General features: G+C 38.9%; 19 protein-coding genes. 8 read left to right on the top strand and 11 right to left on the bottom strand.

Annotated features, from left to right (window positions below; all coding sequences use genetic code 11):
- Positions 1-69: 69 nt before the first annotated feature.
- Positions 70-216 (bottom strand): hypothetical protein, encoded by a 147-nt coding sequence (locus JIV24_RS16620; RefSeq protein ID WP_200466194.1) that lies wholly within the window; start codon positions 214-216, stop codon positions 70-72.
- A gap of 336 nt (positions 217-552) precedes the next feature.
- Here JIV24_RS16620 and JIV24_RS16615 point away from each other — a divergent pair, with 336 nt between their 5' ends.
- Complete coding sequence (locus JIV24_RS16615) at positions 553-1,068, top strand: hypothetical protein (protein ID WP_200466193.1); 516 nt, start codon at positions 553-555, stop codon at positions 1,066-1,068.
- Between the two features lie 126 nt (positions 1,069-1,194).
- On the opposite strand, the gene JIV24_RS16610 is transcribed toward JIV24_RS16615, so the two are convergent.
- Positions 1,195-2,091 carry an alpha/beta hydrolase gene (locus tag JIV24_RS16610; protein ID WP_200466192.1) on the bottom strand — a complete coding sequence of 299 codons (897 nt, stop codon included), beginning with the start codon at positions 2,089-2,091 and terminating at the stop codon, positions 1,195-1,197.
- Positions 2,092-2,246: 155 nt separating this feature from the next.
- Here JIV24_RS16610 and JIV24_RS16605 point away from each other — a divergent pair, with 155 nt between their 5' ends.
- Positions 2,247-3,065 (top strand): hypothetical protein, encoded by an 819-nt coding sequence (locus JIV24_RS16605; RefSeq protein ID WP_200466191.1) that lies wholly within the window; start codon positions 2,247-2,249, stop codon positions 3,063-3,065.
- 151 nt (positions 3,066-3,216) lie between these two features.
- On the opposite strand, the gene JIV24_RS16600 is transcribed toward JIV24_RS16605, so the two are convergent.
- The 3 genes from JIV24_RS16600 to JIV24_RS16590 form a co-directional block, all read right to left on the bottom strand.
- Positions 3,217-4,284 (bottom strand): alpha/beta hydrolase family protein, encoded by a 1,068-nt coding sequence (locus tag JIV24_RS16600; protein WP_200466190.1) that lies wholly within the window; start codon positions 4,282-4,284, stop codon positions 3,217-3,219.
- An 88-nt stretch (positions 4,285-4,372) separates the two neighbouring features.
- Positions 4,373-6,862 carry an endonuclease MutS2 gene (locus tag JIV24_RS16595; protein ID WP_200466189.1) on the bottom strand — a complete coding sequence of 830 codons (2,490 nt, stop codon included), beginning with the start codon at positions 6,860-6,862 and terminating at the stop codon, positions 4,373-4,375.
- A gap of 353 nt (positions 6,863-7,215) precedes the next feature.
- Entirely contained in the window at positions 7,216-7,785 is a 570-nt protein-coding gene (locus tag JIV24_RS16590) for a hypothetical protein (protein WP_200466188.1), read from the bottom strand.
- 206 nt (positions 7,786-7,991) lie between these two features.
- Between JIV24_RS16590 and JIV24_RS16585 the strand changes: the two genes are divergently transcribed.
- A complete protein-coding gene (locus JIV24_RS16585) occupies positions 7,992-9,155 on the top strand; it encodes a CD0519/CD1768 family membrane protein (RefSeq protein ID WP_200466187.1) in 1,164 nt (387 codons plus the stop codon).
- 74 nt (positions 9,156-9,229) lie between these two features.
- On the opposite strand, the gene JIV24_RS16580 is transcribed toward JIV24_RS16585, so the two are convergent.
- Together JIV24_RS16580 and JIV24_RS16575 are read right to left on the bottom strand one after the other, a co-directional pair.
- Positions 9,230-9,658 (bottom strand): hypothetical protein, encoded by a 429-nt coding sequence (locus JIV24_RS16580; protein ID WP_200466186.1) that lies wholly within the window; start codon positions 9,656-9,658, stop codon positions 9,230-9,232.
- Between the two features lie 10 nt (positions 9,659-9,668).
- A complete protein-coding gene (locus tag JIV24_RS16575) occupies positions 9,669-10,244 on the bottom strand; it encodes an RNA polymerase sigma factor (RefSeq protein ID WP_200466185.1) in 576 nt (191 codons plus the stop codon).
- A 209-nt stretch (positions 10,245-10,453) separates the two neighbouring features.
- Between JIV24_RS16575 and JIV24_RS16570 the strand changes: the two genes are divergently transcribed.
- Positions 10,454-10,795 (top strand): DUF6249 domain-containing protein, encoded by a 342-nt coding sequence (locus JIV24_RS16570; protein WP_200466184.1) that lies wholly within the window; start codon positions 10,454-10,456, stop codon positions 10,793-10,795.
- A gap of 95 nt (positions 10,796-10,890) precedes the next feature.
- Here JIV24_RS16570 and JIV24_RS16565 read toward each other — a convergent pair whose 3' ends face one another.
- Complete coding sequence (locus JIV24_RS16565) at positions 10,891-11,592, bottom strand: cytidylate kinase-like family protein (protein WP_200466183.1); 702 nt, start codon at positions 11,590-11,592, stop codon at positions 10,891-10,893.
- A gap of 890 nt (positions 11,593-12,482) precedes the next feature.
- Between JIV24_RS16565 and JIV24_RS16560 the strand changes: the two genes are divergently transcribed.
- The gene (locus tag JIV24_RS16560) at positions 12,483-16,658 is read left to right on the top strand and encodes a hybrid sensor histidine kinase/response regulator transcription factor (protein ID WP_200466182.1); all 4,176 of its coding nucleotides are present in this window, start codon (positions 12,483-12,485) and stop codon (positions 16,656-16,658) included.
- Positions 16,659-16,980: 322 nt separating this feature from the next.
- Here JIV24_RS16560 and nth read toward each other — a convergent pair whose 3' ends face one another.
- From nth to zupT, 3 genes are all read right to left on the bottom strand, one after another.
- Complete coding sequence (nth, locus tag JIV24_RS16555) at positions 16,981-17,631, bottom strand: endonuclease III (protein WP_200466181.1); 651 nt, start codon at positions 17,629-17,631, stop codon at positions 16,981-16,983.
- Between the two features lie 384 nt (positions 17,632-18,015).
- Positions 18,016-20,349, bottom strand: coding sequence for a TonB-dependent receptor (locus tag JIV24_RS16550; protein ID WP_200466180.1), 2,334 nt, complete (start codon positions 20,347-20,349; stop codon positions 18,016-18,018).
- 523 nt (positions 20,350-20,872) lie between these two features.
- Positions 20,873-21,682: a zinc transporter ZupT gene (gene zupT, locus JIV24_RS16545; protein ID WP_200466179.1), complete on the bottom strand. Its 810-nt coding sequence runs from the start codon at positions 21,680-21,682 to the stop codon at positions 20,873-20,875.
- 191 nt (positions 21,683-21,873) lie between these two features.
- Between zupT and JIV24_RS16540 the strand changes: the two genes are divergently transcribed.
- The 3 genes from JIV24_RS16540 to JIV24_RS16530 all read left to right on the top strand — a co-directional run bounded on the left by JIV24_RS16540 (position 21,874) and on the right by JIV24_RS16530 (position 26,467).
- Positions 21,874-22,236, top strand: coding sequence for a hypothetical protein (locus JIV24_RS16540; RefSeq protein WP_200466178.1), 363 nt, complete (start codon positions 21,874-21,876; stop codon positions 22,234-22,236).
- Positions 22,236-24,338, top strand: coding sequence for a tetratricopeptide repeat-containing sensor histidine kinase (locus JIV24_RS16535; RefSeq protein WP_200466177.1), 2,103 nt, complete (start codon positions 22,236-22,238; stop codon positions 24,336-24,338). Before JIV24_RS16540 ends, JIV24_RS16535 begins: the two co-directional genes overlap by 1 nt.
- A 92-nt stretch (positions 24,339-24,430) precedes the next feature.
- Positions 24,431-26,467, top strand: a complete 2,037-nt coding sequence (locus JIV24_RS16530; protein ID WP_200466176.1) for a tetratricopeptide repeat-containing sensor histidine kinase — start codon at positions 24,431-24,433, stop codon at positions 26,465-26,467.
- Positions 26,468-26,595: the final 128 nt, after the last annotated feature.

The raw sequence follows: 26,595 nt of genomic DNA, 5'->3' as shown, positions 1-26,595 counted from the left end.
GAAGACAACAAAATCTTCAGGCTAATAGAAATGCAGCTTTCAAGTGCTGCCTAATAGACATGGGAAATGTCAGTTATCTATTTTTCCCAATAGCTCACCAAATGCTGCCACATTGTTTTTCAATGCCGGAATGGTGTCGATCTCATTCGGGAAGGTTTTAAATACATTGTAAACGGCCAAATGCATGGCATTCTTGTTGTTCTGTTTTGAATTCATTAGTGTTTGATTTAAAAGTTTAGAATTGGCTTCTTTGTGTGCATAAGAAACCCTTCATAGAGTTAATAGCAGAAACTAAAAAGCGTAACACCTGTATTTGTGCTATTTTACTGTTTTAGTGATGAATTGCTTTATTTCTGTGATTAAAGCTATGAATTCATTGATGAATGACATCTGGCGAAGTATACATAAGATATGTTTGTGTTTGTGTTTGTGTTTGTGTTTGTGGGTTCATTTTATTAATAGGCTGGCTAACTTACGCTTGCTACAAGCGTACATGCTTATATATGTGCTTTAACCACTTATGTCAGATGGGTATTTGTTATTGTCAGATGGGTGTTTTTTGATGTTAATGGCGTTTTAGGCATTGTAACAGGCGTTTTAACCATTGTAAGCGGCGATTATTTTAGTGTAAGAAACGATTTTGGGAGTGTCACATGCAATATTGGCGGTGTCATTGATGTTTTTGCTACTGTCACTTTCAATTTAGCAATTGTCTGGGGCGATTATTTAGGTGTTGATGACGATTTAGCGACTTACAGCTATGGTTTTTTAACAGGCAGCAGCAATTTAGCAAGTGATACCAGCGCTTGTGCGATTGTTAATGGCAATTTCTTGACTTCCTCACCTTATTTGGTGATTGTTTACTGGTTTATAGCTGTTGAGAGCGTTCGGTTTGAAGAGGAGCAGAACAAAATTGAAAAGCCGCCTGGTAAAATGATAGCGATTGTATATATAATACTAAATTCACTCACTATAAGCCGTAATGGGCCGCGGCAATCGCATTTAAACATTAACCATTCACCATTAATATTTAAAAAGCTATTACCCACTCGGCACTACGGAGTATAGTCGGCGGTATATCAATTGAGATACACATGCTCTGGCTCACCTATTTCATCAATTATCGATTCTTTACTTAATGTTGAAATGAGCATTATTTTATAAAGCTGACCAGTACCTCCGTTAACTCTGGCATTACTGGCAGTGTTCCATTGCTATAAGTGGCATGTTTGCTTGCCTGTCCATTGGCGCTTCTTTCAGTACGTGGTTCATATTCTCTATAAGCGATAATTGTGAGGTAGGAGCAGCTTTGTGTAGCAATTGAGCATTGTCTTCAGATACCTGTATGTCGGTTGTACCCTGAATAATGAGTATGGGTATTTCCAGCTTTGAGATTTCATGGCAAGGGTCGTATTTCATCCACGACATCATATAAGGTTGCAGACTAGGTCTGAATAGTTGCATCAAAAAAGGATTAACACTATGGAGTGTTTGGCCCATGGCAAGCGTATCAAAATTAGCTTCCACCTCTTTGTATAACTCGTCGCTAAACTGCCCTTTCACTTGTTGTTTGATTGTTTCATCAATCTTTACCCCGGGGCCGGCCAGCGATATATATTTATCAACCCCGCTCTTTTGTGAGGCTACCATGCCAATCAATGCCCCTTCGCTATGGCCAATAATATGTATGGCATTAAAGTGCTTAGTTTCTTTCGCAAATTGAATCCATGCCAAGAGGTCATTGATGTATGTTTCAAAGCGCAGGTCACTTTCGCTAAGTACAGCCTTCTGGCTTTGGCCAACGCCTCGCTTATCAAACCTCAGGGTCGATATGCCGTTTTTGGCAAGTTGAACGGCTAATTGCTTATAAGCATTGGTGTGTAGTATGAAGCCCTGATTGCCATCGCGGTCGGTTGCACCTGAGCCGGGAACAATAATAACAACAGGTGTTGTTTGGCTTGTGTCGGCTATGCTTAGTACGCCATGTAAATCGCCTGTCTGGGTCGATATTTTAACGTTCTGGTCAGATGATTGGCCATGACCGGCAATAACCTGGGCAATAAGCAGAATGAGTAGAATAAGCTTTTTCATAATGTATGGGTTTGGTTGTCAGTTATACGTAAAGATACAAATATCATTCATTATTAGTTACTTATTAACAAATTGCATCCGTTGGTCAATTACTTCTGGACATCTACATCGCTTTTGAATACATTGATTATTCGTTTCAAACTCATACCATAAAAATGATGAATAGTAGTAAGATTAAAAGCATCGCTACAGTGCTCATTATATTATTGTCGCTAACTGCTGCTGAAGTACATAGCCAAACTAAAAAGGAAATACAATTTTCACTCGACACGCTCTATCGTTCAAACCTGAAACTGCAGGAAGAGTATCGAAAGTTAATAGAAGTGTGGAAACAATATGATACTTTTTATACCCATGTTAAACTATCAATGCTGGATAAGGAATTCGCAAATGAATCCATTGTTAAAGGGGTGCCATTGTTTGATGAGGTGTGGAAAGAAAAAACGGCCCGCCTCGATCTACTTGAAGATTCAACCGTGTTTTTACTCGATTCGTTAAATCACTTGTATGAAGAGCAAGTTGGTTTGCTGGGACAGAATGAGCTGTATCTGCGGATGTTAACCGGTCAGTTGAATGAAGCAGCTTACCCCAATACTGAACAAGAACTGATAGGCTTGTGGCAGTTGTATCTAAGCCCCATGCAATTGTCGGGCGAAGCTTATAAAACTGGCTTAGTTAGTTATAACCCATTTACCGTAGCCGATTCGTTGCAGAAGCATAACGTTTATCAAATGGAATTTAAAGCTGAAGAGTTGGCAATTATCTATTTTAAGGATGGTCGAAAGCAGAATTGCTTTTATGAAGTAGTCAATTTTAATGTTGGTAAACCTTATGAGATTAACTGTTCGAAGCAACAAGATGAGTTTGAGATGACTATTCATATTTCGCCCATGCCATCTGGTTTAGAAGTTTCATACGAGATACCTTTAGATACCACTCAGGTGGTTTACTTCAATGGCGTGATGAAGCATTAAAACAATCTTCTGCTCGTCGAAGTGTCGAAGGCGATGGGGTAGCTTATAAGGAGAAAAAATAAAAGGATGCGATCTTTATTAATTGCTGATAAAGGTCGCATCCTTTCTATTAATCTATCGATCTAAAATTCTATGAGTCTATTTGATCGATTTAAAAACGATACCCGGCCTTCTGGATGTCTTTCAAATTATTGATGGGTTTCTCTGGCTTCAGGTATTGATTCATGTGTTTGTAAATCTTCACCCTTATCTCTTTGGCAATCTTCGTATCCATTCGGTCGAATGAATGCCCACCCGGCACTTCCTGATATATTTCGTATTCAAATTGTTTATTATCTGCTTTTAGCGATTTAATCAGATGCTCCACCTCCAATACATGCACATCATTGTCATTGGTATTGGTATGAATCAGTAAGGGCGTGTTTTTGAACTTATGAGTGTTCCAGGCCGGCGAACGACGACGGTATTCCTCTACATTTTTATGAGCCGATTGTCCAATGTGATAATCGACTTCGTACAATGCACGGTAATCATCTTCGTAATAACCCATTCGAGCCACCAAATCACTAACCGGCACGCCTGCATAGGCCACTGCATAGTCATTGGCATGCTCAAATATGTTGAAAAGTGTGATCAGTCCGCCATGGCTCCAGCCCATGATGCCCACACGGTTCTTGTCGATGAAGTGGTAGTTTTCGAGCATGTAGTTCTTACTGGCAAATACATCTTCAACTTCCAGTCCGCCATAGTCAATTTTCTCATAATGGCCTTTGCCATACCCTGTGCTACCACGATATTCGGCTGCTACAACGACATAGCCCTGGCTCACCAGTTCACGAACAATGTGGGTGTAATAGGTCGTGAAATCGGCATGTACACCACCATGAGGCAATACCATAAGGGGGTATTTCTTATTTGTATCAATGTTTTTAGGAAAGAAGAGGTAAGACCAGAATTTAACCGGATTGCCTGCTCCCAATCCTGTTGGGTTTTTCTCTTTCCATTTCGGTGGGCCATACATGTATACTTTATCTACATGCGCGATGTCACCCAGGCGCTCATGCCACATCAGGTCATCAACCATCTTTTCTAATCGATCGAGTCGATGACTCAGATTTTCATCTTGTTTGTTAAGAAGTTTTTTTATCTCTGTCGATTGCCCGAAAGTGGTGATGACAATTGTTAATAGCAGAAGTGTGCTTGCGATTCGTTTAATCATCTTTAAGGGGTTTAAATTTAAAGACTAAGTAATAAAAAAGGCAATTACCAACCATGATAATTGCCTTAAAATTATTTGAATGTCGTTTTTATCCTATTGAAACAACGGTAATGCCACTGCCTCCATATTGCAGGTCTTCATCTCTGAATGAATGAACGAAGGGAAGCGTATTGAGCTGTTCACGAATCATGACGCGTAAGATGCCGTTGCCTTTTCCGTGTAATATCTTAACCTCCGAAGCTTCACAAATAACCGCTTCATCAAGGTGGTTCATCACCATTTGTATGGCTTCCTCGGTACGTTTACCTCTGACATCAATGTCGGGCTTAAAGGTGAGTTTGCGCTCTCGCACTTTATCACCTACGTTTGAAGCTGTGGCATTGATAGTATTTGAACGTTTAACAGCTTTGTTGCTCACCCTTTCCAGGCGATTAAGCTTAACGGTAGTGCTTAAGCTGCCAAAAGCCACAGTGGCTTCTTTGCCTTGCACTTTCATCACTTCGCCAGGTGTATTTTGTCCTTTCAGACGTACATTGTCACCCACTTGAATGGGTGCTTCACTTTGCTTAGGACGTAGTTTAGCAGCGGCTGCCTGTTCGCCTTCTTTTTTATTTTTTCGATTAGCCTTGCGCCTCTCACGATCCTCAATTTGTTTAATCTTTCGATCAATATTCTCGTCTTTCGCCTTTTTATCCACTGCCAATTCCTTAAACCCTTCCAGTTTCTGACGGGCTTCTTTCGTTTTTTCCTTATTGGCCTGTGTTTCCTTAATGGTGCGAATGGTATTTTCTATCTCTTTGTTGGCATTGGATAACAAGTGATCGGCATCGGATTTGGCTTTATCGAGTATCTCTTTGCGCTCTTTTTTAATATTCTGCAAATCCACCTGGTAGCGTTCCAATACATCGGCCAGCTTTTTTTCATTAATGCGAATCGTGTTGCGTTTTTGTTCCCAATAGCGTTTGTCGCGTACTATCTCACGTAAGTTTTTGTCATAATCAACATGCTCTTGTCCAATTTTCTCCTTCGCACTCGATAAGATGTTTTCGGGTAAGCCAATCTTCCGGGCTATTTCAAAAGCAAAAGAAGAACCTGGTTGAGCAATTTGAAGCTTGTACAGTGGCATTATGCGACCAGTATCAAACAGCATAGCTCCGTTTTCAATACCTTCGGTTTGCGATGCGAGGTGTTTTAGGTTGGTATAATGCGTGGTAATAACACCGTATACTTTTTGTTGGTTCAACTGCTCCAATACACTTTCGGCTATGGCGCCACCCAACATGGGCTCAGTTCCGGTACCGAATTCATCAATCAATATCAAGGTTTCTTTTTGGCTATAGCGTAAAAAGTGTTTCATATTAAACAAATGAGAGCTATAGGTACTCAAGTCGTTTTCAATGGATTGCTCATCGCCCATGTCCATAAACACATGTTTGAAAAATCCCATGCTTGAGCCCTCATTCATCGGCACTAATAAGCCACACTGAAACATGTATTGTAATAAACCTACAGTTTGCAAACAAACCGATTTACCACCGGCATTGGGCCCTGAGATTAATAACAAACGCTGTTTAGGATCAGATAATTCTAAATCCAATGGAATGACCTCTTTATTAACAGCTTTGTGCTGCAGATAGAGTAGGGGATGAACGGCCTCTTTCCAGATAAAGTTTTGTTGTTTTTTGTAGTTGGGCAGTAAGGCATTAATGCTAATGGCAAAGCGCGCTTTAGCTCTAATGAAGTCGATAGTGCCCATGAACTTATATGATTCAATCAATTCATCGATATAAGGTCGAATCACATTGGCCACTTCAACCAGGATGAGCATGATTTCACGCCGTTCGGCATATTCCAGTTCACGTACTTCGTTATTGATTTCAACCACTTCGGCAGGTTCAATAAAGGATGTTTTACCCGTGGCCGATTCATCCTGAACAATACCACCAATTTTGCGTTTGTTGGCTGCCGGAACGGGAATAACCGCGCGTCCATCACGTATTGATACCGTTACATCAGACTCTACTAGTCCATCGTGCTTAGCTCGTTTTAAAATGGCATTTAACTTGCGTGAGATGCTATTTTGCTTGTTGAAAATTTCTTTTCGGATGCGGGCCAGTTCGGGTGAAGCGTTGTCTTTTATCTTACCGAACTTATTGAGTATGCCATCAATGTTATCCAGTATAAATGGGAATACCGCAACTTCGGAAACCAATTCTTTAAGCTTTGGGTAATCCTCTTCTTCTTTTTTGTTGAAGAAACGACAGATGTCGTTGATGGTTGTTAAAGAACGCTTTAGATCGAATAGTTCGCTCTCATCCATAAAGCGGCCTTCAATTCTAATACGAACCAGTGGTTCGCGTACATCAATAAAATATCCAGTAGGGAAGTTGTCTTCTTCCAGGCATACTTTTTTGAATTCATTGGTGCGCAACTGATGAAGATCGACTTCTTCAAAATTGGTGCTGAAACTCATTTCATCAACCACCTCTTTGCCCAGTGCACTCATGCAACTGTCCTTTACCAATTCACGTATGCGGGTAAACTTAATCTTATCTTCGAAACTTTCTGGATATATCACTTCTGTAATTTTGTGCAAAAATAGCAAAAGACCTTTGCTTTATGAAAGAACTGAAGTGAGATAAGGCTCATTTTAATGAATAATCGGTATAATAGAGTCGTAACAGGGCTATTGGCCTTAAAAAGAAAGTGCTTGAATAATAAAAAAAGTGTTAAAAATCTTTTTTTTAACACCTCTGCACTTGACACCACCATATTAAGGGCGTAATTTAGCTTTCGAATCTAAAAAAAATAAAGGCTCTCCTGGTCCCCAAATATAGAAACATTCGGATGTGTGTGAGGTTTAGGTTAGAATTTTTTTCTTAGAATGTTTCTTCGCCTGTCTCCCCAGACAGGCTTTTTTTTGCTTAGCCCTTACGGATTAAGGACTTTATTAGCATATTGGTCAAGTGCTGTGAATAGTTTTATCGGTGATAAAGTACGCCATTTGACATGGTTTAGTTGCCCTCCATAAAGAAAGTAGTAGTTGAGGTTTATTTTATCAAACTCTTCTAAAACATGATCTCTAAAATTAATAGCCATAATCCAACCATCATCGATGTCGTTAAACCAATCTTCATAGTACGAATCGTCTGAATAATGAAAGTTGAGCACATTTTCACCAATCAAAATGAATTTCTGAATGCCGTTAGCCTCAAGGTTTTCAATAACAGTACGCTTTAGATGCATAATGTCGTTGTAAAGGCAATCGTTCCATTCTCCCATTAACTCAATAATGGCAAATTGTTGCTCGTAACTCACAAACAGGATTTTCAGGTAGAGTGTTTTCGAACCGAACTCATCCCACCTGGGGTGTATGTAATGATTGTAAATGGTGTTTCTACATAAAAAAGGATCGTACTGCTCGCCATAAAACAATGATTGCGGATCGCACGTTGCTTCATATACTTTTTCCCAGCGATTGTAAGGTTCAATATTCTGCATTCTATCTTTTCAGCGTGTTATGATGGATGCAAAAATACGCAGTATTCATGTCAGAACAGTGACTTTACTATCAAAATTGGCGGCTATTGACCATTTATGTCAGTTCATATCCTGATTTATTTCATGAAAAAAATCTTTAAATGGTGATATTCGTCTTGTTTTGACGTTAATGTCCTTTCTAATTTTGAGGCATAAAATCAGACATAATGAGCGCGTTAAAAAAATTAAAAGAAAGAGGTTATTTAGAGCGACGTCGATATGAGGCGTTATTCTTTTTGCTGTTTTTTGGAGCATTCTTTGGGTACCTGGGGCATGTAATGGGTATTACAAACCTATTAAATACCTTAATGCGAACAGCACACGACTTGTTGATGAACACTGTGTTCTTTATCATGGGTATTACTGTATTAACCGGGGCTTTAGGCCGATTAATGATTGAGTTTGGAGTGGTTCGTCTGCTTGAGGTACTATTAGCACCCTTGATGCGTCCTTTATTTAACCTGCCAGGAGTAAGTGCTTTGGCTGGTTTGATGACTTTCTTTTCAGATAATCCGGCAATCATCAGTCTGTCAAATGATAAAAACTTTAGTCGTTACTTTAAAACACACGAATTAATTTCATTAACCAACTTTGGTACTGCCTTTGGTATGGGATTGATTGTGTTGGCTTTTATGACCGGTTTAGGTTTCTTTTCGGGTGCCATGATTGGGTTGGCAGGTGCGGTAATAGGCGCTGTTATTTCAACCCGCTTGATGCAGTTTTTGATCAAAGGCAAAATTCCGGCTGATAAAGAATTTAAAGGTAATGGTGACGAAGAAAAAATTTCGTTTGCTTCTCAAGGAAGTACTTTTCAGCGTTTTTTAAATTCTATGCTCGACGGTGGTAAATCTGGTGTGAACCTTGGGTTAGCCATTATACCTGGTGTTTTGGTAATTAGTACCATTGTCATGGTTATCACGTTTAAACCCGCCGATGCAGCAATAGGTTATCAGGGATTAGCTTATGAAGGAGTGCCAATTTTACCAAAATTAGCCGGTTCTGTCGATTGGTTATTTAGGTTTTTATTTGGCTTTGAGCATCCTGAGTTAATCGCTTTTCCTGTGACTTCATTAGGAGCTGTAGGAGCTGCACTTTCAATGGTGAAAGCGTTTATTGCGCAAGGGATTGTTGGAGGAAATGAGATTGCTGTATTTACAGCTATGGGAATGTGTTGGAGTGGTTACCTGAGTACGCACACAGCCATGCTCGATACCCTTAATTTTAGAGAATTAACTTCAAAAGCGTTAATGGCACACACAGTAGGTGGTTTATTAGCAGGTGTTTCGGCCCACTATATATTTGTACTACTGGCTTATTTTGGAATAGTTTAATAAGTTCGAAATAATACCAAAAAGAAAGAGCGAATCATATATGATTCGCTCTTTCTTTTTTCGTTATATCCTGATTAAATATTAGCTAAACGGTTAAAGAAGCGGTCAATACCTAAAAGGGCAAAAATACCAACGATAGTAAAGTAAACGATTGATGGTATGTTTTTAAAGCTTAATGAGATGCTACCCATCTGCTTGCTCAATGAATCCATGTCAATGTAGGCACTATCAGCATTTAGTTGTTTCCAGTATTCAATAATAACGCTGGAGTCAACCAAAAAACTGATGGATAATAATGCTGCGAATCCACCAATCATCCACCAGCGATTGTTCTTATTAATGATAGGTTTGTAGTTTATGGATGTTTCGGTCCAGTGATTAAAAACCTTATCCATTGTTTGAACCTTTAATGTGTCAGGAGCCTGCTCAAGTTTAAAGTCTTTAAACAGATCTTTAATAAGCTGGTCATTTATATTTTCATTATGGTTTAATCGCTTTTTCATGGCTGTAAATCTAAATAAAAGACTTTAATTCATCCTGCAACAGCGTTTCTAATTCTTTTTGAAGTTGCTTACGTCCTCGATGGAGTTTAATTTTCACATTCGATTTTGATAAGCCTGTTGCCTGTTCAATCTCCTCAATGCTTTGTTCTTTGTAATAATAAAGGATGATGATAAAAGCATCCTGCTCCTTAAGCTTTGATAAAGCCTTTTTTAAAATGACTTTTCGTTCTTTCTGTTCAAGCCTGTTGAGATTATCACTAAAACTAAGGGTTTCCTGTTTTTCTACCTCCTTGTTATCTAAATCTGACGTTTCAGCTTTTCTGCCTCTCATTTTTGATATGGCTGTATTATATATTATGCGATACAACCATGTTGAAAATTCGGCATCACCCTTAAATTTATCAAGTGCCTTATACGCTTTGTAAAAAGCATCCTGAGTAACTTCTTCTGCTTCTTGTTTGTTTTTAACAATACTATTGGCCAATGTGTATGCCATGTGCTGATACTTATCGATAAGCTGAGCAAAGGCGCCAATGTCGCCAGCTTTAATTAGTTTAATCAGCTTTATGTCATTTAAGTTACTCATGTGTCAAATATGACGCTCCCAAAATGAAATAGGTTACATTAAAAAGTTTAATTTACTCACATTCGTATGAATTGGCAAGTTGAGCTCTGGGTTTAGAAAAGTCAGATAAAAAAACTGTGCTTTTTTTGTAACCAGTCTGAAAAATGCAACGTCCAACGAGTGAGCGCTCCAGGAGAGTAACACAATGTAAAACTTTTAAAATATAAATTATGGATGTAGCAATAGTAGTTCCAACAGTACTTTTTGGTAGTATAGCAGCAATTATCATTTCATTGTCGTATTTCAGACAGCGAAGAATAGAGCGAACCGCATTAATAGCTGCTGGTAAAGAAGCCTCAATCTTTGAATATGGAAAACCAAAGCACTACTTAAGTTTAAAATATGGCATGTTGCTGGTTGGTTTGGCAATTGGCATAGTAGTAGGCAATGTTTTAAATGCAAGTACAGATATGCCAGAGCCAATGGCTTTTTTATCAATGATATTATTGTTTGGCGGACTTAGCCTGATACTCTTTTATACCATTCAGAAGAAAGCTTTGGCTGAAGATTAACTATTTCAGGTTTAATGATACAATAAAAGGTTGCCTTTGTTGGGCAACCTTTTGTTGTATATGGTATACTGTAATGACACTAATTTGTGCATGCTTTATATGAAGCCTCTGGTTTCGCTAATAATAATTAATAACTCGAGTATTTCTTCATCAGATAAAGCTTTACAATTTAATATGGCATCAAAGAAGTCAATGTCTTTTTTTCCTTTTTCAAAATAATCTCGAAACATAGCCCTTCGTTTATCTTGTATCTGGCATTCTTTTTTTGCATCGGCCGGGCTAAGGCCTTCTTCTTCAGATACAACTTGTGAGCGCCATTCAAGGGGGGCTTCAAGTTTTACATGAAACGAACGATTAATACTCTTGGTAATGGCTTCACCGGCTCTTCCGACGATAATAACATAACCTTGCTCAGCTTCATCATGAATATATTTAGCAATTGTATTTTTTATCGTGGCATCGCCTGGGTAATAATCTTCGCTAAAAAAGAGGGCTAGATCTTTAAAAAAGTGACTGTGCTTGTAATCACTTAGCTCTTTGACTAATGATGATGAGAGCTTAAGTTCCTTAGCTGATTCTTCTAAGATTTCTTTACTAATCCATCGCCACTCTTTGTTTTCGCCACTTGCAGCACTTTTGGCAGTTAATATCCCAGCTAGTTTTTGAGCGATGCGTTTTCCGTGGCAGCCATACTCCCGTGAAATTGTAATAACCGGGCCTGGATTTCCGATTGGTGTCGAAGGCTTTTCATTTTTGCCTTCACGCTTATTCATGTATTTTAAAAATAGGTTATCCATAGTAGAATTTTAGATTAGAGAACAGTTTGTAAGTTACAATGTTTACGGGGGAATGTAAAAAATATAGAACCAAAGGTATATAAAAAGAAAAAGGACAGATGTGAAACCTGTCCTTACCCTTAATCAGTTCGTTAACTAAATCCAAAATCTATGAAAAAAAATCTACAGTACAAAGGTGCGGATTATTATAGTGAAGAAATATCAATCATCGTTAATCCTTGTTAAAACTTATAACCAATGGGCTATAAAAAAGAAAAAGGACAGATGTGAAAACCTGTCCTTACCCTTAATCAGTTCGTTAACTAAATCCAAAATCTATGAAAAAAAATCTACAGTACAAATGTGCGGATTATTATAGTGAAGAAGTATCAATCATCGTTAATCCTTGTTAAAATTAAAACCAAGGGCTATAAAAAAGAAAAAGGACAGATGTGAAAATCTGTCCTTACCCTTAATCAGTTCGTTAACTAAATCCAAAATCTATGAAAAAAAATCTACAGTACAAATGTGCGGATTATTATAGTGAAGAAATATCAATCATCGTTAAACCATGTTAAATCGCATAAAAAAAGGACAGATCGTGAAATCTGTCCTTACCCTTAAATCAGCTAACTAAATCCAATTTTTATGAAAAATCCTTGATGCAAATGTGCGAAATATATTCGGATATTTACAAATTGTAGCGGTTAAGATTTGTTAAATATCAAATTGTAACACTGAAGTTGTTTGTGATTGTAATATGATTGTATTGTGATGGATTGATGCAAATAGTCTCATATTGTTAAAGAATCAAAACAAGTCACGCATGTTGATTATTGTACTATTTTTGTTTGACTCATTTGTGAAAGCAATTTCGCAACGTTTAATTATTACTTTAAAAGTTGATTTCAATGTTGAGAAAACCACATGCTTATTTAATCATTATTGCTCTTTATATAAGTACTGCTGTTCTATCTGCGCAAGAACAACATTACTCGACCCAAAACATAACAACCAAGGATGGTTTAGCCGACAATAACATACATTGCATCCTGCAAGATACATACGGATTTATGTGGTTTGGATCAGAAGAAGGTTTGCATCGTTACGATGGATATTCGATAGATGTATTTCGTCATGATGCGAATATACCCCATTCTCTTTCTGCTAATATTGTGCGAGCTTTATATGAAGATAACTACGGCAGATTGTGGATTGGAACAGATGGCGGAGGAATTAGTATTTTTGATTTAAAGTCAGAATTATTTATTGATATTAATGATAGTCAGTTTGAATTAACCTCTGATGAGATCTTTTGCTTTGCGCATTCAATCGACGATCACTTATGGGTTGGTACAAAAAACGGCCTCAATCACATTAAGGTAGGAGGTGATAATGCATCACCAATACTCAACATTACCCATTATCAGCACGATCCAGCCGACAAGCAAAGTCTAATATATCCGCATGTATATTCTGTTTTAGAAGATAAAAACGGGAGTTTGTGGGCTGGTACAACCGAAGGTGGCTTAAGTCGTCTTGACAAGGGAAAGCACAGCTTTGTAAACTACGATGCTGATGAAAAACCAGGTGCTATAAGTAGCCGTGCCATTATGGCTATTTATGAAGATTACCAAGGCCAATTATGGTTTGGTACCTGGGCGCATGGGCTAAATTTATACAACAGAGAAAGTGATTCTTTTATAACCTATGTGCATGTTGCTAATGACTCGAGCACCATTAGTCATGACAATGTTTATGCACTCTGCGAAGATGATGATAATAATTTATGGGCAGGTACCTATGATGGGGGATTAAATCAATTGGTTAGGACTCCCAACCCTTCAACGTATAAATTTATTCGCTTCAAGGAAAGTGAGAATACCCTAAAAAGTCTGTTTAAGAATAAGGTGAAAGTAATTTATCCCGATAAACAAGGGAATCTTTGGGCCGGAACACTCGGAGGAGGTGTCATAAAGGTATTCAAAGAGCGGGATAATTTTATGCATTTAAAAATTACTCTGCCCAACTATACAGATGCCAATCGAATCAATCGAGTTGCTAATAATGGTGATGGCGGACTCTTGGTAAGCAGCCAAAGTGGACTGTTCGAACTGACTAAGGTCATTGATGGAACAGGCTTGTTTAAGGCCATTCAAGCAGATTCAACCCGAACACCTAATCTTTACAAACAAGATGTAACAACCGTTTATAAAGAAGGCGATGACCAACTATGGGTCGGTACACGCGATAACGGATTGCTTCACTTCACACATAAAAACGGAAGCTTGGTTGGTTTTAAACAATATACAATGTACAAACCATCAAAGCATAAAATTAGTGGTAACGAAATAAAGCACATATTTAAGCGAAATAAGCACTTGTGGGTAATTACTAATAATGGTATCAATATCCTTAATAACAAAAGCCAACGCTTTGTATCAACAAAGTCAGATGGTTCGTCGCTATTTCCTGTTGATGAGATTTTTACTTGTTATTACCTCGATAATGATAAAATATGGTTAGGTACTGAATTTGAAGGTCTGTATTGTTTTTCGATTGATGGCGATATTAAAGGTGGTCAACTCTTATATCATTATTATGAAGATTCAAATCCAATTTCATTGGCCGATCGTCAGGTGCTAACCATTAAGGGAGCACCAAACGGACAGCTTTGGGTTGGAACAGCCAAAGGTTTACATTTAATAAACCCCCAAAAGGGTACTAATACCGTTTATAAAGAGAAAGATGGTTTACCATCGTCGGCAGTAAGCCAAATATATAAGGCAGATGAAAAGAATATGTGGTTGGGTACGCTGCAGGGACTGGCCAGCTTTAATACAGAAACAGGAGTAATAACACCATATTTTATGTCAGGTGGCTTCTCGGCCAATTACTTTTCACCTGGCAATATGGTTAAAATGGATAATGGCTTGTTAGCAATGCCAACACATGAAGGGATTGTTGCTTTCTACCCTGATAGTGTGCATCGTAATCCTTATGATGCCAAGCCGGTATTACGCCGAATTAGTTTGTCTGGGAAAGAGCTGAAACCCAATGTGGAAATTAATAATCGCATCGTTATCGATAAAGCGATATCGCTTACTGATGAAATTAAATTAAGGCATAATGAAAATGTCATTCAAATTGAGTTTGCTTCTCTCTCGTATGTCGAGCAGGAGAAAAATAATTACATGTATAAGCTTGAAGGACTTGAAAGTGAATGGAATAATACCAATGCCAGCCATCGCTCGGTTATATACTCAAATTTATCACCTAACACATACATTTTCAGGTTAAAGGCAACAAATAGTGATGGCGAATGGAGCGAGCATGAGGCAACTCTTAAAATTGTTATTAAACCACCGTTTTACAAAACCTGGTATGCTTATGTTGGCTATTTTATATTATTGCTAGGTGGGTTTATATCAGCGCAAAAGATAATAGTGACCCGTGTGAAAGAGCGTGAACACCTAAACAGAGAAAAAGTGGCTCGCGATAAAGAAGCTTTGTTACATCAAATGAAAATCCGCTTTTTTACGAATATATCGCATGAGTTCAGAACGCCATTAACCCTTATTGCCGGGCCATTGCAGGAAATGCTCGACTATGATAGTACTTTATCAACCGCCTCAAAAAGTCAACTGGAACTGATGAAAAATAATACTGACCGCTTGCTTCGGTTGATTAATCAGCTAATGGACTTTAGAAAAGTAACGCAAGGGAATATGCACTTGAGCATACGCGAGCGCAATATCAATAGCTTTATAAAGCGAATTGCAGAATCGTTTCAGGGTATTGCCGACCAAAAACAGATTCACTTTGACTGCCACATCGATTCTAAACCTCTGTTGGTTTGGTTTGACTCAGAGAAATTGGAAACCATTATTTTCAATTTATTAAGCAATGCCTTTAAGTACACACCTGCCGATGGTCACATTAAAATTGAATTGATTGTTAAAAAAGATAAGCAGTTACAGCTGCAAGTCAGCGATACTGGTTCGGGAGTTCCCGATGAAGATAAAGAGAAAATATTTGAACGTTTTTTCCAGTCTGAGCATAACCAATCGATTGGTGGAGCAGGCACAGGCGTTGGCTTGTCATTAGTCAAAGAGTTGGTTGAGATGCACAAAGGGCAAATCAGAATTGAAGATAATGCGCCAAACGGTGCCATCTTTCATGTTGATTTTAGCGGCAATAAAAAGCATTTTAATGCTGATGAAATAATAGAGGAGCAATCGACCGAACAAAACGTATCGTCTAACGATGTAGATACACAGATTTCGCAAGAGATATTAACCGAGTCGGGTGATAAACCTAAAGTATTGATTGTAGAAGATCAAATGGATTTACGTAACCATTTATCACAAATACTACAGGTGCATTACCGAGTCGATGAAGCAGCCAATGGTGTTGAAGGGCTTGAGAAAGCTTCTTCTTCGTTGCCGGATATTATTATATCGGATGTGATGATGCCCGAAATGGATGGATTTACTTTTTGTGATAAGTTGCGAACTAACGTTATTACCAGCCATATCCCTATTATTATGCTAACGGCTTTAGATAATGTTGATTCTAAGCGCGAGGGATTAGAATCAGGTGCCGATGCTTATGTGGTGAAGCCATTTGATAAGCAATTGCTGGTAACCCAAATTCAGAATTTATTATCAAACCGTCAGCTTTTAAAATCACGCTTTAAAGAGCAATGGGATTTTGTGGAAGAGATAGCTACCACATCAACCGATCAGCAGTTTGTTAACAGAGCTATTCAAACAGTGGAAGAAAACATGTCGGATGCAGCGTTTAATGTATCAGAACTGGTGAAGAAAATGAATGTAAGCCGCACGCTTCTGCATATGAAACTGCGCGAATTAACAGGGCAAAGTACCAGTGAGTTTATACGCACCATTCGCCTAAAGCAAGCTGCTAAGTTACTCAAGCAAGGTGAGCTAAATGTGTCGGAGGTTACTTATCAGGTTGGTTTTAACGATCCTAAGTACTTCTCGAAGAGCTTTAAAAGCTTGTTTGGTGTTACCCCAACCATCTTTCAGAAAGGAGATGCTTCGGGTGGTGAGTTAACGAAATAGTGTACCATCCCGCCTGTCGGCACCCCTTTCCGCTAGTAATCGGAACAGGCTCTAAAATTCAGGAGGGGACGAGATTGAGTCACTCTCCTCCTTGTAAAAAAGGAGGAGCACCACGAAGTGGGGAGATGGTTATGTTGTATATGCATTCACCTTGGGTGCTGTAGGCGATGAGTAGAGTGCGAAACAGATAATGTTACGTCTACAGAGCTGCAAACACTTTCCCAAGCGGAGCATTGATTGGCATGGCGTTTAATGTCAGGCTGTCAATCAAATATTCCCCTAGGGAAGTGCCAAGGGCGTTGGGGGATAGCGGTGAAATTTATTATTTCACCCGATAAACTTCCTTCTCATAAAACTTACAGAAATCTTTCAACCCGCATCGGCTACATTTAGGCTTGCGGGCAATGCACACGTATCTGCCATGCAATATCAGCCAGTGGTGGGCAATGGGCAATAGTGCTTCGGGAAAGTATTTAACCAGTTGCTTTTCGGTATCTAAGGGCGTTTTTGAATTAGTGGTGAGGCCTATGCGTGCAGCTACACGAAATACATGGGTGTCAACCGCCATAGCAGGTTTCTCATAAACTACCGATGCTATCACATTGGCCGTTTTACGGCCTACACCCGGTAATTTCTGCAGTTCCTTAATATCATCGGGCACTATGCCTTTAAAATCTTCAATTAGCATTTGTGCCATGCCCACCAGGTGCTTGCTTTTATTGTTAGGATAGGAGCAAGAACGAATTAATTCAAAAATCTCTTCAGGCGTAGCCAGTGCCATATCCTCGGGTTTAGGATAACGCTCAAAAATGGCTGGTGTTAACAGGTTGACACGCTTATCGGTACATTGGGCCGATAGGATTACGGCAACCAGTAATTCGTATGGATTGCCATAATGTAATTCGGTTTCGGCCACGGGCATGTGTTCCTGAAAGTAATCAATGACCTTATTGTAGCGTTCTTTTTTAAGCATGTTCAAGTGTTTTGTGGGAAGTAAAAATAAACAATAGTTGGTAGTTATTGAGGCAGTGTGTTGAAGTTTTAGAATAAGATGAAGGTTTTGCTGCTGTGAGCGGGAGCATTTCCGACCATGCGGAAATCTTCCTGCTCATGGCGGGAGCACTTCCGAACGTTCGGAAACCCTCCTGCCCTTAGCGAGAACATTTCCAAATGTGCGGAAACCTTCCTGCTCTTTGCGAGAGCATTTCCGATTATTTGGAAACCTTCCTGCCGTCGGCAGCATCATTTCCAAATGTTTGGAAGTCGTCCTGCCGTCAGCGGCAAAAAAAAGAATCGCATCACTTGCTGTAAAAAAGCAAATCAGATGCGATTCCCTAATATACTTTCTGTTTCCTGTTTACAGATTCATCAGCTTAATACCCAAATAAATGGTGCGGGGGCGAGCAGGACCGTATACATAGTTGCTGTCGCGGTTTTTGCCAATGTCAAAATCATCCTGATAGGCATTAAACACATTTTGCACACCGCCGAAGAACTCCAGGCCAACTCCTACATAGCGCCAGTCAAGCGCATAGCTTATTTTGATGTTGGTTTCCATAAACGGGTCTGATTTTACCAACTCATCGTTAATTGGATTGCCGGTGGTATCGCCCGGGCCTGCACCAAAATGAGGGACGAGCATAGAGCCTGTGTATACACCCGATAAAGCGGCTTTTATTCCCCAAACAGGATTATAGGTCAGCGTATAATAGCCATAATGGTCTGGCGTGCGCAGGTATTCTTTCGTTCCTTCAATGCTTTCCGACCACTTTACGGCTTCATCAAACTGGCTCGACTGTATGGTATAACCTGCTTCTAACTGCCAAAGCTTGTTGTAATTGGCACGAGCTTCCATTGTAATTCCTTTTACAGTTGAGTTACTGCCATTTCGCTTCTCCAGTATGACATTGCCATTGGGGTCGGTGCCATTTTCTTCCAATATAAAGGCATCATACAAGGTGGTGTAGAAACCTTCAACTGTAACACCCCAAATATACTTTTCAGTTGGCTTGTCGTAGTTAAGCGATGCGCTCCAGCTTTGCGAGCGTTCTTCTTCCAAATCATCGGCCAGAACAACGCGCTGGATACCACCACCTGCAAAAGCGATGTGCATGTCAGAATCAAATGCCTGTGGTGCTCTGAATCCGGTTGACCAGCTTCCACGTAGCTGCATGCCGTTTTGCTTGTATAAAAGCGATACACGCGGGCTGAAAATCAGGTTATCTACCATGTTGTGCTTATCGCTTCTTACACCTGTTAGTAAGTTCCATTTTTTAGTAATCTCCCAGTCACTTTGCACATAAGCACCAAAGTTACGAGTGGTTTGGTCAAGAAGGTAATCATACGCTTGAATCTCGTCCAGCACCATGTCGTAATTGTATTCTGTTCCGAAGGTCATGTTATTTTTACCACCAAAAAAATCGGGTAGCATGTGGTTCATCTGCACACCTCCCATATAGGTTTCGTTCTCGGTTAATCCATAAGGAGGATTTTCGAGATGTTCCTGATATTCGGAGGTTCCTTTTTCTGGTAAAATCCCTGTGTAATGGTCGCGATCGGTACGTTGTCCGGCCACATAAACATCCAATGACGATTGGTTATCGTTAAAGGAGAAGCCGTAGTCCAAACCTCCCATCAGTACATTGTGAGTACGATCTTCGGTTTGTTCGGCCAGGTAGGCCGGTAAATCTTCACGGTCGCCACCGCGTCGGTATTCGTACATGCTCGAGAAACTTGCTTCAAGCTTATGATTAGGCGCAGGCAGAAGGAATGAGGTAAAGCCAAAAGAGTTGTTTTTTAGCTTAGGTAATTCACTAAAACCATCGCCGTTATGATCGTACGATTCGCGTTTGCGGTTGGTGGCAAATAATGTTAATCCGGCATTTTTTCTGTCAGATAAGATACCAGCATTGGCAAATACCTGGCTATCGCTGGCATCGCCATTGATGACCGATTGTGTGGTTGAGGCTGAGAATGAGCTCGACTCAGGTACTTTGGTAATCACGTTTACTGTGCCTCCGATTGCTCCTGCTCCATACAGTGCTGAACCACCACCACGTACTACTTCAATACGTTCAATCATATTGGTTGGTATCTGCTCCAGGCCGTATAAGCCGGTAAGCGGACTAAACACCGGGCGGCTATTAATCAATATCTGTGAATAAGCACCACCCAATCCGTTCATACGTAATTGTGTGTAGTTACACGTCTGGCAATCCGTTTCCATACGCAAGCCGGGTTGAAAAGCAAGGCCTTCGGATAATGTTCCGGCTTGTAGCATTTCCAGTTTTTTGCCTTCCAGCACATTCACCACCACTGCCGATTCGGTTTTGCGTTTAAAGGTTTTGGTACCTGTAATCACAATATCATCGAGCGACATCACCTGTTCTTCCATCACAAAATTAACTTCCTGCGATTCACCTTTTTTAATAATTACTTTCTTCTCAACAGGTTTATAACCCATCAGGCTGGCTACTAATGTATGCTCACCTTCGGGTAGGTTGGTTAACATGTAGTGACCCGATAAGTCGGTCATTGTGCCATGTTGGGTATCTTTTAAGTAGACACTAACGAAGGGTAAGTGTTCGCCTTCGGCTTGTACATCACCAAATATGTTGGCATCCGATTTTTGTGCTGTCAGGGTTGTGGAACTTAGAATGGTTAAGACTAAGAGGTTTAAAATGTACTTCATATTTTGTATTGCTTATTTACTAATTTTTAGTTGCTCCATTAAGAACACGCAATACAATGAAAAGTTTATGAGATGATAAGAATCAGATTACCGATTATATGGTAGTTAGCAGAAGTAGAATGGAGATTTATGATGTGAGAGCTGAGTTTCAGGTTTTTGAATTATGAGCAACACAAATAAAAATGAATGCAGAGAACATAAATTGGAACCAAATTAAAAGCGCCCTATAAGTTTTTATTCAATGCTCTGAACGGCTTGTTGTGAGCCGACCTCAGTCAATGAACTAAAAAAACAAGTTTGAATGGACGCTTAAAAATTGATTTCTGTTTGAGTCTTTTGGAGGTACGTAAAAAGGCGAGTTAAATCAATTTAGTCTATCAAATGTAGTTTTTTGAGTGCAGTGGGTGGAGCCTTGAACTTTTTTCCTTAGTTTTTTAGTTCAAGCTAAAAAAGTAAGTTGGGTTTGGGTGAATAGCCCAATCAATATAAAGTATTGGGACAATATTAATAAGCATCAAACTAATTATAAAAACAACAGTAAACTTACCGCCATTACCGCCATACCAGCAAATAAGCCATATATCGATAAATGGTGTTCGCCATACTCACGGGCCGATGGTAATAGCTCATCAAGGCTGATGAATACCATAATACCTGCTACGCCAGCAAAGATAATTCCGAAGGTAAGCGGGGTCATAAATGGCATTAAAATCAGGTAGCCTATTAAGGCACCAATGGGTTCCGACAGTCCGGATAAGAAACTTAAGCGAAAAGCCTTGCGTCGGCTGCCGGTGGCGTAATAAATAGGTACTGACACGGCAATGCCCTCAGGGATGTTGTGAATAGCAATAGCCACAGCAATTGCAATACCAAGGTTAGGATCTTGCAAAGCCGCAGTAAAAGTGGCCAGTCCCTCAGGGAAGTTGTGGATACCAATGGCTAAGGCGGTAAACATGCCCATGCGCATTAGCTTTTTATCTTTCGCTTTAGGTTGCTTGCCCATTTCTTCCACCGAGTGTAATTCGTGAGGGTTTTCGGCACTTGGAATAAATTTATCGATAAGAGCGATAAACAATACACCGCCAAAAAAGGCCAATAACGTATACCAGGTGCCGGGCATCTCGCCATAGGCTTCTACCATGGTATCTTTGGCTTTCATAAAAATTTCAACAAACGACACATAAATCATCACACCAGCCGAAAAACCTAAGGACAAAGCTAAAAATCGTGTGTTGGTGCGTTTGGCAAAAAAGGCCATGGCACTACCAATTCCTGTACTTAGTCCGGCAAAAAGTGTTAAGCCAAAGGCGAATAGTATGTTGTTAAATTCCATATCAGTTTCAAAAACAGTTGGGTGAGCGTGTTGTTCAATATCGTTTGTAGCCGCGAAGTTAATAGTATTTTATAAAAAGCTTTATAACAAGGGTGGATGCGTTGGAATTTCATGTGGAAAAATTCGAAGCTAAAACTATTTCACCATAATTTTTCATACATTGCATTTTTGAATTTTTAACCTGAATCAATATGAAGAAGTTAGTACCATATGTAAATATGGAAACCGTAAAGGACAAAAACGGGAAGATTGAGAAGTTTGTAGTACGAACTGTATCTTATCTACCCGCAGACAGTACAGTAACAAAGAGCGGCGAAGGCGAAGTAGCTGATAATGTTTACTACCGACCATTAACAATAACTTACAATGGCACCTCAGAAGAGTTTGAATACTTTGATGTGGATTTTACCATTGAACGCAAAGATGTTGGTTTATTAGAACGTGGCGTGAATGTGAAAGTTAAGATTGCTGGTGCAATGACTCGTTCTTCAGAAGGGGAATCAGTAGATGATGAGGAAGAGGGAACAATCATTGACTACGAAGGAGACATTTAATGATTAATAAGAAAAATAAAAGAAAGTTAGATGGAGTAATGAATTTATGTTGCTTCAGGTACTTTCTTTTGTTTTTCATCATTATTACACAATTTGCACATGGAAAGGATGAGATTGAGATAGATATAAATGATAAAATCGAAGAGTGTTTAATTACTTTAACCTCTGTAGAACTAAAAGAACAAATTGACGAAGTTTGCAAAATATTATTATCTCTCAATGACATTGAAATTAAACAATTAACCTCCTCCCTAGTTAATAATGAATTGTCGGTGAATGCCTCACTAGTAGAGTTTTGTCAAAGTATAAACCTATACAGGTCAAAAGAGTATAAAGGTGGATTAAGTATACTACCAACCTCAACCTTTATTCACACTTCTCATAATTGCATTGAGGCATACTATTTTGAACATAAGGGAAACCTTCATAGGTATTTAGGAGATTACACAAATTCAATTTCCAGCTTTTTGCAATCAATTAAGGCTTATGAGAATCTTGGTGACTTTTATGAATTATCCAGAATCAATTACAAAATTGGTGTTTCAAATTTGGATATCAAGAACTACATTTTGGCTGAAGAATACTTAAACAAAGCTTATACTTTTGCCCAGAAGACAAAAAGTAACCGTTTAAAAAAGACTACTTCTATAACATTAGCATCTTGTTATCAACTCCAAAAAAAACATAAAAAAGCATTGGACTTATATTATTTCGTTTTAAATGAATTAAAGTTTAATGCTAACGATTCTGCAAGAGTATTAATGAACATTGGGTCCATTCAAAAAACAGCAGGAAGATTTTCAATAGCGAAATCTTATTATCATCAATCTTTAGAAATAAGAAAAAAAAGTAAAGATACTTTAGGTATTGCAAAAGCATATAATAACATTGGGCAGTTGCATATTGAAATGAACGAGTATGAAAAGGCTTTAAAGTATATAATGAAATCATACAAATATGCTATCAAGAATGAAAATAACAATATTGCATTATCGAGCTCGTACAATTTGGTAGAATTGTACACACACTTAAATAAAAGTGATTCTGCATTATGGTTTTTAGATTACTATGTTAATCTGAGTGCCCAAATACGAAATGCCAATATAAGAAATGAGTTACTAGAACTTGATAAAAAGTACAAAACCCTTGAAAAAGACAATCAAATTGCTCAGCTTCAAAAAGAAGACGCCTTAAACCAAGCCCGATTAAAAACTAAAAATATTCTAATAGTAGTGATTTCCTGTTTTCTGGTGTTGCTGCTCATAGTTGGGTACTTGATCAATCGTCAGCGTAAAGAGTTGGTGCAGTCGCGCCGCCGATTATTACGCCAAAAAGAAGATATAACCGGTATGAACGAACAGTTGCGTGTTTCAAACCTGGCCAAGGAGCGCATACTATCGGTTATTGGTCACGACCTGCGTGGCCCGGTTGGTGGATTAAAAGAGCTGATTGAACTCTACATGGAGCTACCCGAATACGAACCTGATGACATCGATAATTTATTAAAATCGGCTCGCGAAGCTTCAACCAGCACCTACCATTTACTCGAAAACTTATTAAGCTGGGCTAACTCACAGCGTGGCGAAATCGTTTTTAATCCGGTAGCCACACCACTGCTGCCGCTTATCAAACAAACGGTTCAACTTCTGGATAAATCCATTAATACGCGTCATGTAAAATTTGAATACGATATTCCAAAAACTTTGGTTGTTCAGGTAGATATGAATATGCTGCGAACCATTATTCGTAACCTCGTTTCCAATGCTTTAAAGTATTCGCCAGAAAATGGCTTGATTACCATTTCTACTGAAAAGAATAATGCCAGCTTGCATTTCTGTGTTAGCGATCAGGGGCATGGCATGACGGCTGAAGAAACACAAAGCATCTTCAAAAAGAAGGAAACTTATTTTATTGGATCCGAAATGACCGCCAAAGGTACTGGCTTAGGTTTAATACTCTGTAAGGAGTTTGTTGAACGTCATGGTGGTAGCATTTGGATTGAATCCGAAAAAGGTGTTGGTACAAAAGTATGTTTCAGCATTCCTGCCAAGGGTATTAAAACAAAATCAGTGAGTGACTTGCAAGTGGCACCTGCTCAATAACAATTCTGTTATTATTAAAATATTTAGTATTTTGAGAACGCTAATTTGATTTCAATACTAGCCAGTTGAAATTATAACTAATTATTGCTTGTATGCGTTTCAAATATCTCCTCTTATTACTTTCCATCTTTAATGTTTTTTCATTAACGGCAACTGAGCAAGATTCTTTGTCTGATGTGTATTTAACGGCTAAAAGTGAGTCAATTGAATTTTTAACTCAGCATAGTAATAACAAAGATTACCGTGATGTTTTTAATCATGTTCAATTACAAACGTCTTCGTTAAGTTCGGTTCAACAGTCGGCTTTCTATATTCAGTATTGTAAAAAATACATCAAGCATTCTGTTTTAGTTGATTCATTATTAAATGTATCTGAATACAATCTAAGAACACAAGGGTGTGAACGAGGACTTGGAGAAGCTTTGTTTTACATGGGAATAAGAGCCACTAACGAGCAGGATGTTGACCGGTTGCACAGCGCCTTTAATGAGGCAGCTACCTGTTTTAAAAATACAGGTTATGCTATTGGCGAAGTATACGCTTTAGCACGAGTGGCTAACTTCTACTCTAAGACTGATAATTATAAAATGGCTGAAAAGTATTATCAGGAAGTGCTAGAGATGGGCGAGCATTCTGATGATTTGAATATTAAAGAAATGGTGTATCTCAATGTTGCCAATTTCTATAATGAGCAGATTAAAATTGATGAAGCGCTACGCTACTACAACATGCTAGAGGAAAGCATTAAAGAGAGTGGAAATACGAAGCGACTAAAGCCACTTTATAATAATTTAGGAGTAATCTACTATTTTCAGAAAGATTGGAATAACGCTAAAAAATACCTGAATAAATCCCTAGCTATAAAGGTTCAGGAAAAAGATTCATTAGGGATGTTTGGTAGCTATCAGAACCTGTTTCGAATAAGTTTAAAGAACAAACAATTACAAGATGCAAATCGCTACTATACGATTTTAAATGATTTGAATGCTCAAATAAATGTACCCACTGAACAACAGTTGGCCTTTAAGTTTAATGTTACCGACTACCACATTCTAAACGGTAATAAAGAAAAAGCCCTAAAGACTTTTCATTCATATGCCTCTAAGAAAGATTCGGTTAGTAATGCTGTTTTCTCCAAAAAGCTTTTGGGCCTTGAGGAAAGCCTGGAAATAGAACGGCGCGATAAAGAAATTAGCTTGTTACAGCAAAAAGATGAACTTCAACAGGCTGAAGTGAAAAACCTGCAGGTAGTCATTGGGTTTATCATTGTATTTATCATTGTGCTTTTAATAAATGGCTATTATATGAAGCGCCAGTGGATGAAATTACTGCGTGCCGATGAACAACTTAAAGTGAAACAAGGCGAAATCATTTCGGTTAATAAGCGTCTTGAGTTATCGAACAAATCAAAAGACCGGATTTTATCAGTTATAGGTCATGACCTGCGCGGCCCCGTAGGTGGTTTAAAAGAGTTGGTTGAACTGTATTTAGAATTACCAGAATTAGAACCCAACGATGTTGTTAACCTGCTTAATGCTGCGCGTGAATCATCATCAAGTGCCTACTATTTGCTGGAGAACCTGTTAACCTGGGCCAATTCGCAGCGTGGAGATATTTCTTTTAAGCCACAAACGACTCCAATTTACCCGGTGGTTAAAAGGAGTATCGATCTGTTGGATCAATCGATTAATAATAAGAATATTGAATTCGATATTGATATAGAAACAAACCTGAGTATAAGGGTTGATATCAATATGTTCAGAACCATATTGCGCAATTTAGTTTCCAACGCCATTAAGCATTCGCCCGACAAGGGGCTTATAACTGTTCAAGCAACCATGCGCAATGCTGATGTACATTTCGTTGTTAGTGATGAAGGTTTGGGGATGACAGCCGAAGAAACGAAGCATATTTTCGAGAAAAAGGAAACCTATTATATCGGTTCAGAAGTTTCGAAAAAGGGCACAGGCCTTGGGCTTATTCTCTGTAAAGAATTTGTAGAACGCCATAATGGTAGCATATGGGTTGATTCTCAAAAAGGGATAGGAACAAAGGTGTGCTTTACGATTCCTAAAGAATTATTTAGATTGCACGAAGAGGCGGAGCTACAAACGGAAATGGTAGATTAGAAAGCTTACCTTAGTGATGAGGGTGGCTAAGAATATTAATATTTCTCGCAAAGAACACAAAGGAAGAAAATCCCTCGCTGCCGCGCGACTCCCGTCGCGTGGTTAGTTAACACATGCTGACGCGCACT

It is taken from the genome of Carboxylicivirga marina, from assembly GCF_016612505.1.
GTDB classification, from domain to species: domain Bacteria; phylum Bacteroidota; class Bacteroidia; order Bacteroidales; family Marinilabiliaceae; genus Carboxylicivirga; species Carboxylicivirga marina.
Note: the sequence above shows the minus strand (reverse complement) of the source record. Positions and strands in the feature narration are given on the sequence as shown.

Bases quoted from the DNA above. Each gene is read 5' to 3' on its own strand.
- JIV24_RS16610 (WP_200466192.1), bottom strand. From the start codon at position 2,091: ATGAAAAAGCTTATTCTACTCATTCTGCTTATTGCCCAGGTTATTGCC.
- nth (WP_200466181.1), bottom strand. From the start codon at position 17,631: ATGCTTAAAAAAGAACGCTACAATAAGGTCATTGATTACTTTCAGGAA.
- JIV24_RS16535 (WP_200466177.1), top strand. From the start codon at position 22,236: ATGATTAATAAGAAAAATAAAAGAAAGTTAGATGGAGTAATGAATTTA.
- JIV24_RS16605 (WP_200466191.1), top strand. From the start codon at position 2,247: ATGATGAATAGTAGTAAGATTAAAAGCATCGCTACAGTGCTCATTATA.
- JIV24_RS16565 (WP_200466183.1), bottom strand. From the start codon at position 11,592: ATGGATAACCTATTTTTAAAATACATGAATAAGCGTGAAGGCAAAAAT.
- JIV24_RS16560 (WP_200466182.1), top strand. From the start codon at position 12,483: ATGTTGAGAAAACCACATGCTTATTTAATCATTATTGCTCTTTATATA.
- JIV24_RS16530 (WP_200466176.1), top strand. From the start codon at position 24,431: ATGCGTTTCAAATATCTCCTCTTATTACTTTCCATCTTTAATGTTTTT.
- JIV24_RS16590 (WP_200466188.1), bottom strand. From the start codon at position 7,785: ATGCAGAATATTGAACCTTACAATCGCTGGGAAAAAGTATATGAAGCA.
- JIV24_RS16600 (WP_200466190.1), bottom strand. From the start codon at position 4,284: ATGATTAAACGAATCGCAAGCACACTTCTGCTATTAACAATTGTCATC.
- JIV24_RS16580 (WP_200466186.1), bottom strand. From the start codon at position 9,658: ATGAAAAAGCGATTAAACCATAATGAAAATATAAATGACCAGCTTATT.
- JIV24_RS16540 (WP_200466178.1), top strand. From the start codon at position 21,874: ATGAAGAAGTTAGTACCATATGTAAATATGGAAACCGTAAAGGACAAA.
- JIV24_RS16570 (WP_200466184.1), top strand. From the start codon at position 10,454: ATGGATGTAGCAATAGTAGTTCCAACAGTACTTTTTGGTAGTATAGCA.
- JIV24_RS16585 (WP_200466187.1), top strand. From the start codon at position 7,992: ATGAGCGCGTTAAAAAAATTAAAAGAAAGAGGTTATTTAGAGCGACGT.
- JIV24_RS16550 (WP_200466180.1), bottom strand. From the start codon at position 20,349: ATGAAGTACATTTTAAACCTCTTAGTCTTAACCATTCTAAGTTCCACA.
- JIV24_RS16620 (WP_200466194.1), bottom strand. From the start codon at position 216: ATGAATTCAAAACAGAACAACAAGAATGCCATGCATTTGGCCGTTTAC.
- JIV24_RS16575 (WP_200466185.1), bottom strand. From the start codon at position 10,244: ATGAGTAACTTAAATGACATAAAGCTGATTAAACTAATTAAAGCTGGC.
- zupT (WP_200466179.1), bottom strand. From the start codon at position 21,682: ATGGAATTTAACAACATACTATTCGCCTTTGGCTTAACACTTTTTGCC.